The sequence below is a fragment of the Streptomyces bobili genome (assembly GCF_002154575.1).
Classification (GTDB): Bacteria; Actinomycetota; Actinomycetes; order Streptomycetales; family Streptomycetaceae; genus Streptomyces; species Streptomyces bobili.
Genome location: NZ_MUBA01000251.1, coordinates 22,745 through 35,569, shown reverse-complemented (window position 1 = coordinate 35,569; position 12,825 = coordinate 22,745). Strand labels below are relative to the sequence as shown.

Genomic DNA, 12,825 nt, shown 5'->3' with positions numbered 1-12,825 from the left:
GGCGGGCTCAGGTCGGGCTGGGTGACCGGCGCCGTCGGTGCGGGGGGCGCCGCCAGCGCGGCCGAGGCCGACACCCGCTGCGTGATCTGCGCGGCGATGGCCTCCGGGAGCCACGACCCGGACTGGCGCAGCGGCGTCGGCGACGCCTCCTGGCACAGGCTGATGATCTCGGCGGGGGAGGGCCGCTCGGCCGGGTCCTTGGCCAGGCAGCGGGCGATGAAGCCGAGTTCCTCCGCCAGCCCGCTCAGATCGGGCTCCTCGTGCACGATCCGGTACAGCACCGCGTGCGAGGGTCCGTCCCCGTACGCGCCGGTGCCGCGGGCCGCGAACGCGGCCACCTGACCGAGCGCGAACACGTCCGAGGCGGGCGTGACCTTCTTCCCGGCGGCCTGCTCGGGCGACATGAACGCGGGCGTGCCGATGGAGACGCCGGTGCCGGTCAGCGCGGTGGCGTCGGCGGCGCGGGCGATCCCGAAGTCGATGACCCGCGGACCGTCGGAGGCGAGCAGCACGTTGGACGGCTTGAGGTCGCGGTGGACGATGCCCGCAGCGTGGATGACCGACAGCGCCTCGGCCATGCCCGCGAGCAGCAGCAGGACCGACGGCACCGGCAGCGGCCCGTGCTCGCCGACGGCCGCGGCCAGCGAGGGCCCGGCCACGTAGGCGGTGGCCAGCCAGGGCTGGGAGTCCTCGGTGTCGTAGTCGATGACCGGCGCGGTGTAGAAGCCCTGCACGCGCTGGGCGGCCTGCACCTCCTGACGGAACCGGCGGCGGAACTCCGGGTCCTCGCTCAGTTCCGGACGGATCGTCTTGAGGGCGATCGGATGCCCGCCGGGCGTGTACGAGAGGTACACCGTGCCCATACCGCCCGCGCCGAGCCGTGCGGCCAGCCGGTAGCTCGCGACCGAGGTCGGGTCACCGCTCTCCAAGGGACGGAAGTGGCCGCCCTGTTGAACGCCTGTCATTGTTCTCCCCCGAGATCCCGCGCATTGGGTGCTGTGTGCAGAGGGAGGTTAGCGGAGGAGATCAGCGAACGGGACCGGCGCCCCGTGGTAGACCTGCCCCCTCCACCCCGCATCCCGCGTCGGCGCCACCTGGGCGGCATTCTCCAGCGCCAACCGCTCGGCGGACGCTGATTGGCAGACCAACAGCAGCTTGCTGGGCACCCGGCTGGCATCCGGTGACGCAAAGCAGCGCCGGCACGGCACCGAACAGCTCCGCCGCGTCGGCGTCGAGGTACCCGACCTCAGCCCCGCACCTCCGCCAGCACCGCGTCCGTGAACAGCGGCCACGCCTCGGCCGCCCACGGTCCGAACGCGCGGTCCGCCAACGCCACTGCCGCGGCCCCCGCTTCGGGGTCGATCCACAGGAACGTACCGGACTGGCCGAAGTGGCCGAAGGTGCGGGGGGAGGACGAACCGCCGGTCCAGTGGGGGGACTTGGAGTCGCGGATCTCGAAGCCGAGGCCCCAGTCGTTGGGGTTCTGGTGGCCGTAGCCCGGCAATACGCCCTTGGTGCCGGGGTACTGGACGGTCATCGCCGCCGCCACCGTCCGAGGATCCAGCAGCCGCGGTGCCTGCACCTCTGCCGCGAACCGCAGCAGATCCTCCACCGTCGACACGCCGTCCTTGGCGGGGGAGCCCTCCAGCGAGGTCGCCGTCATCCCCAGCGGCTCCAGCACGGCCTGGCGCAGATACTCGGCGAACGGGATGTCCGTCGCCTTCGCGATGTGGTCCCCGAGCTGCTCGAAACCGGCGTTGGAGTACAGCCGGCGCTCACCGGGCGGCGCCGTCACACGGTGCTCGTCGAAGGCGAGCCCGCTGGTGTGCGCGAGAAGATGCCGCACGGTCGACCCCTGCGGCCCGGCCGGCTCGTCCAGCTCCACCGCCCCCTCCTCGTACGCGACGAGGGCCGCGTACGCGGTCAGCGGCTTGGTCACCGAGGCCAGCGGGAAACGCCGGCCGGCCGGGCCGTGCGTGCCCAGGACCGTGCCGTCGGCCCGTACGACGCCCGCCGCGGCGGAGGGGACCGGCCAGTTCTCGATCAGCGCGAGGCTCGTGAGCGACATGGCCCTGAGCCTACCTTCGGATTTCTTACCGTAATCGCTTGCTTGGAGTGCGCTCGAAGGTCATAGCGTGGAGGGCATGACGGTGTTGCAGACCACACCCGTGACCATCGAGGAAGACCACCCCGCGGACGCCTGTTCCGCCCCGCCGCCGGGGCATCCCCGCCCTGACGGGCGGGACAGCTACACGATCAGCGAGGTGGTCGCCTTCACCGGCCTGACGGCGCACACCCTGCGCTGGTACGAGCGGATCGGGCTGATGGCCCACGTCGACCGCTCGCACACCGGCCAGCGCCGCTACAGCAACCGCGACCTGGACTGGCTCGACCTCGTCGGAAAGCTGCGGCTGACCGGCATGCCGGTCGCCGACATGGTCCGGTACGCGGAGCTGGTGCGCGAGGGCGAGAGCACGTTCGGCGAGCGGCGCGAGCTGCTCGAACAGACCCGGCGGGACGTCCGGGCGCGGATCGCCGAACTCCGGGACACCCTCGCCGTACTCGACCGCAAGATCACGTTCTACTCGGACGCCACAGGGGCGTACGAATCGGAGAGGACCCGATGACCGACAGCACGATCCCCACGGCACGACTCGGCGACACGGGTCCGGAGGTGGGCGTCCAGGGCCTCGGCTGCATGGGCATGAGCTTCGCCTACGGCCCCTCGGACGCGAAGGAGTCACGGGCCGCCCTGGACCGCGCCCTGGAGCTGGGCGTCACCCTGTACGACACGGCGGACGCGTACGGCGCCGGAGCCAACGAGGAGTTCCTCGCCCCGTTCTTCAAGGCGCACCGCGACGAGGTCGTCATCGCCACCAAGTTCGCCCTGTCGATCCCCGCGGGCGACCCCACCCGCCGGGTCGTCCGCAACGACGCGCCGTACATCCGCCAGGCCGTCGAGGCCAGCCTCAAGCGCCTGGACGTCGACGTCATCGACCTCTACTACATGCACCGGCGCGATCAGGCCGTGCCGATCGAGGAGACCGTCGGCGTGATGGCCGAGCTGGTGCGCGAAGGCAAGGTCAAGCACCTCGGCCTGAGCGAGGTCACCGCCGGTGAACTGCGGGCCGCGCAGGGCGTGCACCCGATCGCCGCCGTGCAGTCGGAGTGGTCGCTGTTCAGCCGGGACATCGAGGACCGGGTGGTGCCGGCCGCCCGTGAGCTGGGCGTCGCCCTGGTGCCGTACTCCCCGCTCGGCCGGGGCTTCCTCACCGGCGCCTTCGCCGACGCCGACAAGGACCTCACCGCCGACGACTTCCGCCGCTCGCAGCCCCGCTTCACCGGCGAGAACGCGGCGGCCAACGCCGCCCTCCTGGAGCCGGTCCGCGCGGTCGCGCGGGCGCACGACGCGACCCCGGCCCAGATTGCGCTGGCCTGGGTCCAGCAGCAGGCCGTCGTGCACGGTCTGCCGGTGATCGCGATCCCGGGGACCCGCAAGGCGGGCCGGGTGGAGGAGAACGTACGGGCGACCGCCGTCGAGCTGAGCGCGCAGGAGCTGGCGCTCCTGGAGCCGATCGCGGGCAAGGTCGCGGGCGACCGGTACGCGGACATGACCCTCACCTCGGCCGGCCGGGACTAGGCCCCTAGGGCTAGAGTTCCGCGAGCAGTTCCGCCTTCTTCGCGGAGAACTCCTCGTCGGTGACCAGCCCGGCCGAGTGGAGGTCGCCGAGATGGCGGATCCGCTCGGCCACGTCCGCAGGATCGCGGCGCGGGCCCGTGGCCGCCACCGCGGCCATGGGCCCGCGCCCGCGGCGGACCGCGGCCAGCACGGCCGCCGCGAACGGCAGCGACTCGTGCACGGCCCCGTACCCCAGCCCGAACACCACGGTCGCCGGGTCCTGGTCGGCCTGCGTGGGCAGGTCCTCCCCGCGCAGCAGCCGCAGATGCCCCTCGAAGACCTCGGGCGAGCGCCACTCCACCCCGCTCAGCTCCGACACGGCGAAGCTCTGGTCGCCGGCCTTCCACTTCGCGGACGAGGCCCCCGTCCAGAACCACCGGAACCGTACGGTCCGCCCGTCGAAGGACGCCTTCGCGTCGTACGCCTTGAACGACAGCGGCGCCTCCGGCGCGGCCACCAGGAACCGCTCGGCGGGCCCGGACTCCGTCAGTGCGGCCCGCAGTTCGTCGGTGTAGTACTCGGCGAGCGCGTCCCGTTCAGCTGGCAGCACCAGCCGGTAGGGATCGCTGTGGTCCTTGAGCTGCCCCGCCGCCGCCTCGGTCAGCGGATCGGCGCCGGGCCGCGGCACGATGCGCAGCACCACCGTCCCGCGCCTGCCCGGTTCGAGCGTGACCGCCTCGATCGCCGCCAGCGGGATCCGTCGCTCGCCCAGCGCGGAGAACAGCTTGGGTGTGCGGATGCCCCGTTCGTAGCGGATGAGGACGGAGTCGGACTCGAACTCCCAGGCGGCATGAAATCCGGCCAGTACGTCACCCATGCGGCTCATCGTATGCGGCACTCGCTCCCTCGTCCCTCCCTGCGCGCACCGCAATTCCTGCGTCTCTACGCGCGTCCGGCCGTGGACGTGCCGGGCAGGTCCGCCCGGCACGCGTCATTGTCGTCGGCGCATCGCACCGAGCCGTACTCGCCGGTGCCGATGTCCGCGAAGTTGCGCAGGCTGTCGGTGCCGGGCTCGAAGTAGCCTCCGTGGCCCTTGGCCTCGCGTGCCGACAGCACCCGCGCGCCGAACCCGGATGCCACCGGGTCCTCGCCGTGCCCGAGACCGCCCAGCTCCAGATACGGCACGTCCTGCACCCAGTCGTCGGAGTCCCGCATCGCCCACACGCGGGCGCCGGTGTCCAGCTGCGCGGCGTTCTCCACCCGCATTCCGGGGCTGCCGGCGACCGCGATGTCGGACACCCGGTCCGGCAGGGAGTGTGCGGCCACCCCGCACACCACGGAGCCGTAACTGTGGCAGAACAGCGAGACGGGGGAGCCGCCGGGCAGGCCGCGCACCAGCGCGTTCAGCCGTACGGCGCCCCGCTCGGCGCGCATCGCGGTGGCCGAGTCGATGCCGAGCCCGGCCGGTGAGGTGTAGTCGGCCCAGGCGATCACGGCCGTACGCGTCGAGGGGCCCGCCGCGCGCTCGGCCGCGTACAGGGCCTCGGCCATGCCGACGGGCGCCGAGTACTTGCGGTTGGTGCGCTGGAAGGTGAGCAGGGCCGTGTCCACGCCGGGGACGACGACGGAGATCCGCTCGGCGCGGTCGAGGTCGCCGAACACCTCGGCGACCCGGCCGGTGCCCTCGGGATCGAAGGCGAGGATCTGGCGGTCGACGTCGGTCATCGTCTCGAGGCGGTGCATGCGCCGCCCGGCCTCGTACTGCCCGGAGGGCGAGAGCCGCTTGTCCCGCGTCCGGGCCCGCTCCACCCCGATCTGTTCCTGGAGCGCGATCCGGTTGGCGCGGTAGCGCAGTGACGCGGGGGCGCCGTTCATGTTGCCGACGGCGAGGGGATAGCGCTCGGCGAGTCTGCCTCGCTGGACCGCGGTGAGCGAGGCGAAGAACTGTGCGAGCCGCGCGGGGGCCGCCTGCGGGTCGGGCAGCTGCCGTCCGGCGACCCGGCCGCGTTCCCATGCGCTGAGCGAGGACTTGAGGGCGGTGGTCCCCTCGTGCCGGTGAACGGCGGTCCATCCGGTGGTCGCCAGCATGACGAACACGACGGCCAGTGCGAGCAGTGCGCGCCATACCGTCAGTTGCGGGGAGGTGTCGAAGGAAGTCACTGGGAGGACACACTAGGAGAACGAGAAGGTCTCGGGTGACAGGAGTGACGGGGATCACGTTTCATGCGGCGTGTCGATGGTCATAGCACTCCTTGGGCCTACGCCGTCCAGGGGCGGACGCGATCACGTCGTACGTCACGTTCCGGTGCGCCAGCCGCCCAGCAGGGCCGGTCCCACCTGGTCGAGGTAGCGGGACGTCAGCTCGCGCATCCCCTCCAGGCTGTAGTCCTCGCCGGTGATCCACTGCCGTTCCGTCACCCGCATCACCGCGCCGAAGACGGCCACCGCCAGCCGCGGCCGGGGGTCGGCGTCCATGTCGAGGCCCTCCCTCTCCGCGAGCACCCGCGCGATCGCCTCCTCGGTCTCCGCCGAGCGCCGCAGATGGGCGGCGAGCAGGACGGGGGTCGACTCGATCACCCGGTACATGCGCAGATACTGCTCGACGGACGCGATCGACTCGATGGCCTCGCTGAGCGAGCTCCAGCCCTCCAGGACCGCCTGCCGCAGTGCCTCCATCGGCGCCTCGTGCGCCGGGCGGGCGCGCACCCCCTCCACGAACCGCCCCACCGTGATGCCCTCCAGGGCGAGCGCGGCCTCCTCCTTGCCGGCGAAGTAGCGGAAGAAGGTGCGCTGCGAGACGTCCACGGCCTCCGCGATCTCGTCGACGGTCGTCCGCTCGTACCCCTGCGAGGTGAACAGGTGGACGGCCGCCCGCAGCAGTTCGTCGTGGGTGCGGCGTTTCTTCATCTCCCGCAGTCCCGGCCGTGGCGGCGTGGTGGTCTCCATGGCGGCCCTCTCCTTCTGCCGTCCGCCCCGCCGGGGCACGGCAAGTGACGTGTCAGTTACCGACTAGTGAATCGGTTTGTCAACTGTCAGTGGCTGTCATTAGCCTCGGACGCATGACTAGTCAGACCACCATCGACACGACGGGACCGGCGGACAAGTCGCCGTCGGACCAGCCACCGGCCAAGGGGCTGCGCGGCCACCCGTGGTTCACGCTCATCACCGTCGCCGTCGGGGTCATGATGGTGGCCCTCGACGGCACGATCGTGGCCATCGCCAACCCGGCCATCGCCAAGGACCTGGGCGCCACCTTCGCGGAGGTGCAGTGGATCACCAACGCCTACTTCCTCGCCCTCGCCGTCTCCCTGATCACCGCGGGCAAGCTCGGTGACCGCTTCGGCCACCGCCAGACCTTCCTGATAGGCGTCGTCGGCTTCGCCGCCGCCTCCGGCGCGATCGGCCTGTCCGACAGCATCGCGTTCGTCGTCACCTTCCGCGTCCTCCAGGGCGTCTTCGGCGCGCTGCTCATGCCGGCCGCGCTCGGCCTGCTGCGGGCGACCTTCCCCGCCGAGAAGCTCAACATGGCCATCGGCATCTGGGGCATGGTCATCGGCGCCTCCACCGCCGGCGGCCCGATCCTCGGCGGCGTCCTCGTCGAGCGCGTCAACTGGCAGTCGGTGTTCTTCATCAACGTGCCGGTCGGCATCCTCGCCGTCGCCCTGGGCGTGGTGATGCTGCTCGACCACCGCGCCGAGAACGCCCCGCGCTCCTTCGACGTCCTCGGCATCGTGCTGCTCTCCGGCGCGATGTTCTGCCTCGTGTGGGCCCTCATCAAGGCGCCCGAATGGGGCTGGGGGGACGGCAAGACCTGGGCGTTCATCGGCGGCTCGGTGCTGCTGTTCGCGGGCTTCGCCCTCTGGGAGAACTTCGTCAAGGAACCGCTCGTCCCGCTGGGCCTGTTCCGCTCGGTGCCGCTGTCCGCGGGTGTGGTGCTGATGGTCCTGATGGCCATCGCCTTCATGGGCGGCCTCTTCTTCGTGACGTTCTACCTCCAGAACGTGCACGGTATGGGCCCGATCGACGCCGGCCTGCACCTCCTCCCGCTCACCGGGATGATGATCGTCGGCTCCCCGCTCGCGGGCGCGATGATCACCAAGGTCGGCCCGCGGATCCCGCTGGCCGGCGGCATGGTGTGCGTGGCGGTCGCCATGTTCGGCATGTCCACCCTGGAGACGGACACCGGCAGCCTCACCATGTCCGTCTGGTTCGCCCTCCTCGGCCTCGGCCTCGCCCCCGTCATGGTCGGCGCCACCGAGGTCATCGTCGGCAACGCCCCCATGGAGCTGTCCGGAGTCGCCGGCGGTCTCCAGCAGGCCGCCATGCAGATCGGCGGCAGCCTCGGTACGGCCGTCCTCGGTGGCGTGATGGCCTCCAAGGTCGACAGCGACCTGCCCGGCAACTGGACGGGCGCGGGCCTGCCCGCACTCACCCCGGCCCAGCTCGACCAGGCCTCCGAGGCCGTTCAGGTCGGGGTGGCGCCGGTGGCGCAGGGCACGCCCGCGGACGTCGCCGCGAAGATCACCGACGTCGCCCACGACACCTTCATCTCCGGGATGAGCCTCGCGTCGCTCGTCGCGGCCGGGGTCGCGGTGGTGGCCGTGCTGGTCGCGCTGCTCACCAAGCGCGGGGTGAACGCGGAGGCGGGCGCGGGGGTCGGCCACATCTGACCCGGCTCTCACGCCACTTCGCCTGACGGAACTTCAGCGGAATTCCCCTATCAGGGTGACAACGCTAAAGGTTTCTCGCCTCCGGTACGCGCCGCAGGTCACAGTGGGTCAAGCCCTCCGGATGGAAGGGCGGCCAGGGCTGCGGCGCGCTGCCGGAGGGGGACAGCGCGCCGCCGGCCCTAGGGCCTCTCGTTTGGATCAGGCCAGACGAAAGACCCTCGCCCGGCACTGCATAACCGGCGCGAGGCGGGTACCCGAACCATCGAAACAACCCCAGCTGCAAGGGAGTTGACGATGGCGGGCTTCGGACACGGAACGCGCAGGAACCCCCGCTCACGCGGCCGGACGTGGTCGCGGACCGGGCCGGACAGCGCGACGCTCGGCATTGTCGGCCTGGTCTGCGCGGTCGCCGGATTCTTCGCGCTGGGGATCGTTCTCGGCCCCGCGGCGATCGTCTGCGGCTGGTTGGCCATGGGCCGCAGCTGGGCGGGACCCCGCCCGGTGCCGGCCCTGGTCGCCGTCGTCCTCGGAGCGATCGACACGCTGCTGGCGCTGGTCTGGCTCTCGGGGACGGCGGGGAACGGGTTGCTCTGAGGCAGGGACTTTCCTCCCCGGCCTCCCCACCCGGCCGCCCTTCGCCTCAGCCCGCTATCCCACCGCGTCCGCTGGTGGACGGGCATAGGCCGGGGGGCCGGGGGTGGCGGAGCTTCCGGACGGGCCCGCGGTCCTCAGGGCCGCCACCTCCGCCCTGAGGGCGCGGACCTCCTCCGTGAGGGTGCGGATCGCCTCGGTCTGCTCCCGCTCCTCCACGTCGTCCTTCTCGAACCGCTCGATGAACCACGCGGCGATGTTCGCGGTGACGACACCCAGCAGCGCGATCCCGGCCAGCATCAGCCCCACCGCGATCAGCCGCCCGAGTCCCGTGGTCGGCGCGTGATCGCCGTAGCCCACGGTCGTCATCGTCGTGAAGGACCACCACAGCGCGTCATCCAGCGACCGGATGTTCCCCTCGGGCGACTCCCGCTCGACCGACAGCACCGCGAGCGAGCCGAAGATCAGCAGTCCCACCACCGAGCCCGCCACATACGTCGTCAGCCGGACCTGCGAGGCCATCCGGGCCCGCTGCCCCACCAGCAGCAGGGTCGACACGAGCCGCAGCAGCCTGAGCGGCTGGACCAGCGGCAGCAGCACCGCGAACAGATCCAGCCAGTGCGTACGCAGGAACACCCGCCGCTGCTCGGCCAGCACCAGCCGGACCACGTAGTCCACGGCGAAGGCCGCCCACACCCCCCACTCGACCCAGGCGCACGCCGACTTCAGCGACGGTCCGGCCGAGGTGCGCACGATGGGCACGGCGTAGGCGACGGCGAACACCACCGCCAGCACCAGCAGCGGACGCCGCGTCCACCGCTCCCAGCGTTCCTGCGCCGATCGTTGCTCCATGCCCGCATCGTAAGGAACGGGTAAGGGTGGCGGAGCCATCGGGCTCCGCCGCCCCTCGCTCACCCGCTCGCGGATCCCCCTAGGCGTCGCCGCCCGCCGCCCCCGGGTCGGCCGAGGCCACGTCCAGCAGCTGGTAGCGGTCGATGGCCTGTTTCAGCGCCGACCGGTCGACCTTGCCCTGCTTGGCCAGCTCGGTCAGCACCGCCAAGACCACCGACTGGGCGTCGATGTGGAAGAAGCGGCGCGCGGCACCACGGGTGTCCGCGAAGCCGAAACCGTCCGCGCCCAGCGACTGGTACGGCCCCGGCACCCAGCGCGCGATCTGGTCCGGCACCGACCGCATCCAGTCGGAGACGGCCACGAACGGGCCCTGGGCCCCGCTGAACTTGCGCGTCACGTACGGCACGCGCTGCTCCTCCTCCGGGTGCAGCAGGTTGTGCCGCTCGACCTCGACGGCCTCACGCCGCAGCTCGTTCCAGGAGGTCGCCGACCAGACGTCGGCCCGTACGTTCCACTCCTCGGCGAGGATCCGCTGGGCCTCGACGGCCCAGGGGACGGCCACGCCCGAGGCGAGGATCTGTGCGGGGATCGATCCCGAGGTGCCCTCGCTGAAGCGGTGGACGCCCTTGAGGATGCCCTCGACGTCCACGTTCTCGGGCTCGGCGGGGTGCTGGATGGGCTCGTTGTAGACGGTGAGGTAGTAGAAGACGTCCTCGCTGTCCGGGCCGTACATCCGGCGCAGGCCGTCCTTGACGATGTGCGCGATCTCGAAGCCGAACGCCGGGTCGTAGGCCACACAGCCCGGGTTCGTCGAGGCCAGCAGCTGCGAGTGGCCGTCGGCGTGCTGGAGGCCCTCACCGGTCAGCGTCGTGCGGCCGGCGGTCGCACCCAGCACGAAACCGCGCGCCAGCTGGTCGGCCATCTGCCAGAACTGGTCGCCGGTGCGCTGGAAACCGAACATCGAATAGAAGACGTACACCGGGATGAGCGGCTCGCCGTGCGTCGCGTACGCCGAACCGGCCGCGATCAGCGAGGCCGTGCAGCCCGCCTCGGAGATGCCGTCGTGCAGCATCTGACCCGTCGGGGACTCCTTGTACGCGAGGAGCAGCTCACGGTCGACCGACTCGTACTGCTGGCCGAGCGGGTTGTAGATCTTCGCGCTCGGGAAGAACGAGTCCATGCCGAACGTGCGGTACTCGTCCGGCGCGATCAGCACGAACCGCTTGCCGATCTCCTTGTCCCGCATGAGGTCCTTGAGGAGCCGCACAAAGGCCATGGTCGTGGCGATGGACTGCTGACCGGAGCCCTTCTTCACACTCGCGTACGTCTTGTCGTCGGGCAGCGGCAGCGGCTGGGCGCGCACGACGCGGGTCGGGACGTACCCGCCGAGCCCTTTGCGCCGGTCGTGCATGTACTGGATCTCCTCGGAGTCGCGCCCCGGGTGGTAGTACGGCGGCGCGCCGCTCTCCAGCTCCTTGTCCGCGATCGGGAGGTGCAGCCGGTCGCGGAAGCGCTTGAGGTCGTCGACCGTCAGCTTCTTCATCTGGTGCGTGGCGTTGCGGCCCTCGAAGTTGGGGCCGAGGGTCCAGCCCTTGACCGTCTTCGCCAGGATGACCGTCGGCTGGCCGGTGTGCTCCACGGCCGCCTTGAACGCCGCGTAGATCTTCCGGTGGTCGTGACCGCCGCGGCCCAGGTGCAGGATCTGGTCGTCGGTCATGCCCTCGACCATGGCGCGCAGCCGCTGGTCGTCACCGAAGAAGTGGTCGCGGATGTACGCGCCGGACTCGGTGGCGTAGGTCTGGAACTGGCCGTCCGGAGTGGTGTTCATCTTGTTGACGAGGGTGCCGTCGCGGTCCTGCGCGAGCAGCGGGTCCCAGGTGCGGTCCCAGATCAGCTTGATCACGTTCCAGCCGGCGCCCCGGAAGACCGACTCCAGTTCCTGGATGACCTTGCCGTTGCCGCGCACCGGGCCGTCCAGGCGCTGGAGGTTGCAGTTGACGACGAAGGTCAGGTTGTCCAGGCCCTCGCGCGCGGCGATGGTCAGCTGGCCCAGCGACTCCGGCTCGTCCATCTCGCCGTCGCCGAGGAAGGCCCACACGTGCGACTTCGACGTGTCGGCGATCCCGCGCGCGTGCATGTAGCGGTTCATCCGCGCCTGGTAGATCGCGCCGATGGGCCCAAGACCCATGGACACGGTCGGGAACTCCCAGAAGTCCGGCATCAGCCGCGGGTGCGGGTACGAGGACAGCCCGTACGGCGCCTTCGACTTCTCCTGGCGGAACGCGTCGAGGTTCTGCTCGCTCAGCCGGTCGAGCATGTAGGCGCGCGCGTAGATGCCGGGCGAGGCGTGCCCCTGGAAGAAGACCTGGTCGCCGCCGTCGCCCTCGTCCTTGCCGCGGAAGAAGTGGTTGAAGCCCACGTCGTACAGCGACGCCGAGGAGGCGAAGGTGGCGATGTGACCGCCGACGCCGATCCCCGGCCGCTGCGCGCGCGAGACCATCACGGCCGCGTTCCAGCGCGTCGCGTTGAGGATCCGCCGCTCGATCTCCTCGTTGCCCGGGAAGAACGGCTCGGCCCGCGTGGGGATGGTGTTGACGTAGTCCGTGCTGCGCATCTCGGGCACGGCCACGCGCTTCTCGCGGGCCCGCTCGATCAGGCGCAGCATGAGGTAGCGGGCCCGTTCCCGGCCGCGCTCGTCGACGGCGGCGTCGAGGGAGTCGAGCCACTCCTGGGTTTCCTCGGGATCGAAGTCAGGAACCTGACTCGGAAGGCCGCCAATGATGATCGGGTTGCGATCGGATCCGGAAGCCACGCTGTTCCTTACCTGTCAGAGGGGCTGTGGGGCTGTGTCGGGCTGTCGTGGGCCGTCGGGGGCTGTCTCCAGTACCCGCACCGCCCCCATCGTGTACCTAGGGGCCGCAAACGTCATCTCTACCCCGAGGTAACCGGCACCCGTTCGAGTCTCGTACCCTTGGGTGGTTCTCAAATACGCAAACGGGGCAGATAGGTGTGGTGCACGTCACCTTCCCTTCGCCTCGCGTGCCAGGAGTTGCGCCGACACCGCCAGGATCGTCACCGTTTCGGCGGTCCGAA

11 protein-coding genes are annotated in these 12,825 nt (G+C 71.0%); 4 read left to right on the top strand and 7 right to left on the bottom strand.

Annotation, left to right across the window (positions count from 1 at the left end; translation table 11 throughout):
- Both BZL64_RS20975 and BZL64_RS20970 read right to left on the bottom strand, forming a co-directional pair.
- The coding region (locus tag BZL64_RS20975; protein WP_143663250.1) for a serine/threonine-protein kinase at nt 1–965 on the bottom strand (965 nt) is incomplete at its 3' end.
- A 281-nt stretch (nt 966–1,246) separates the two neighbouring features.
- Nucleotides 1,247–2,068, bottom strand: coding sequence for a serine hydrolase domain-containing protein (locus BZL64_RS20970; protein ID WP_086770741.1), 822 nt, complete (start codon nt 2,066–2,068; stop codon nt 1,247–1,249).
- A 76-nt stretch (nt 2,069–2,144) separates the two neighbouring features.
- Here BZL64_RS20970 and BZL64_RS20965 point away from each other — a divergent pair, with 76 nt between their 5' ends.
- Together BZL64_RS20965 and BZL64_RS20960 are read left to right on the top strand one after the other, a co-directional pair.
- Nucleotides 2,145–2,627: a MerR family transcriptional regulator gene (locus tag BZL64_RS20965; RefSeq protein WP_086770743.1), complete on the top strand. Its 483-nt coding sequence runs from the start codon at nt 2,145–2,147 to the stop codon at nt 2,625–2,627.
- Nucleotides 2,624–3,640: an aldo/keto reductase gene (locus BZL64_RS20960; RefSeq protein ID WP_086770740.1), complete on the top strand. Its 1,017-nt coding sequence runs from the start codon at nt 2,624–2,626 to the stop codon at nt 3,638–3,640. Before BZL64_RS20965 ends, BZL64_RS20960 begins: the two co-directional genes overlap by 4 nt.
- A 10-nt stretch (nt 3,641–3,650) precedes the next feature.
- Here the strand turns inward: BZL64_RS20960 and BZL64_RS20955 are convergent, their stop codons facing one another.
- The 3 genes from BZL64_RS20955 to BZL64_RS20945 form a co-directional block, all read right to left on the bottom strand.
- Entirely contained in the window at nt 3,651–4,505 is an 855-nt protein-coding gene (locus BZL64_RS20955; RefSeq protein WP_086770739.1) for a DUF4429 domain-containing protein, read from the bottom strand.
- Between the two features lie 56 nt (nt 4,506–4,561).
- Nucleotides 4,562–5,779: an alpha/beta hydrolase gene (locus tag BZL64_RS20950; protein WP_086770738.1), complete on the bottom strand. Its 1,218-nt coding sequence runs from the start codon at nt 5,777–5,779 to the stop codon at nt 4,562–4,564.
- 135 nt (nt 5,780–5,914) lie between these two features.
- Nucleotides 5,915–6,565, bottom strand: coding sequence for a TetR family transcriptional regulator (locus BZL64_RS20945; RefSeq protein WP_086770737.1), 651 nt, complete (start codon nt 6,563–6,565; stop codon nt 5,915–5,917).
- Between the two features lie 113 nt (nt 6,566–6,678).
- On the opposite strand from BZL64_RS20945, the gene BZL64_RS20940 reads away from it, so the two are divergent.
- Nucleotides 6,679–8,289 (top strand): MFS transporter, encoded by a 1,611-nt coding sequence (locus BZL64_RS20940; RefSeq protein WP_086770736.1) that lies wholly within the window; start codon nt 6,679–6,681, stop codon nt 8,287–8,289.
- Between the two features lie 294 nt (nt 8,290–8,583).
- On the top strand, nt 8,584–8,883 hold the full coding sequence (locus tag BZL64_RS20935) for a small hydrophobic protein (RefSeq protein ID WP_086770735.1): 300 nt from the start codon (nt 8,584–8,586) through the stop codon (nt 8,881–8,883).
- 54 nt (nt 8,884–8,937) lie between these two features.
- On the opposite strand, the gene BZL64_RS20930 is transcribed toward BZL64_RS20935, so the two are convergent.
- Together BZL64_RS20930 and aceE are read right to left on the bottom strand one after the other, a co-directional pair.
- On the bottom strand, nt 8,938–9,732 hold the full coding sequence (locus tag BZL64_RS20930; protein WP_086770734.1) for a potassium channel family protein: 795 nt from the start codon (nt 9,730–9,732) through the stop codon (nt 8,938–8,940).
- Between the two features lie 79 nt (nt 9,733–9,811).
- Nucleotides 9,812–12,544 carry a pyruvate dehydrogenase (acetyl-transferring), homodimeric type gene (aceE, locus tag BZL64_RS20925; RefSeq protein WP_086770733.1) on the bottom strand — a complete coding sequence of 911 codons (2,733 nt, stop codon included), beginning with the start codon at nt 12,542–12,544 and terminating at the stop codon, nt 9,812–9,814.
- Between the last annotated feature and the right edge of the window lie 281 nt (nt 12,545–12,825).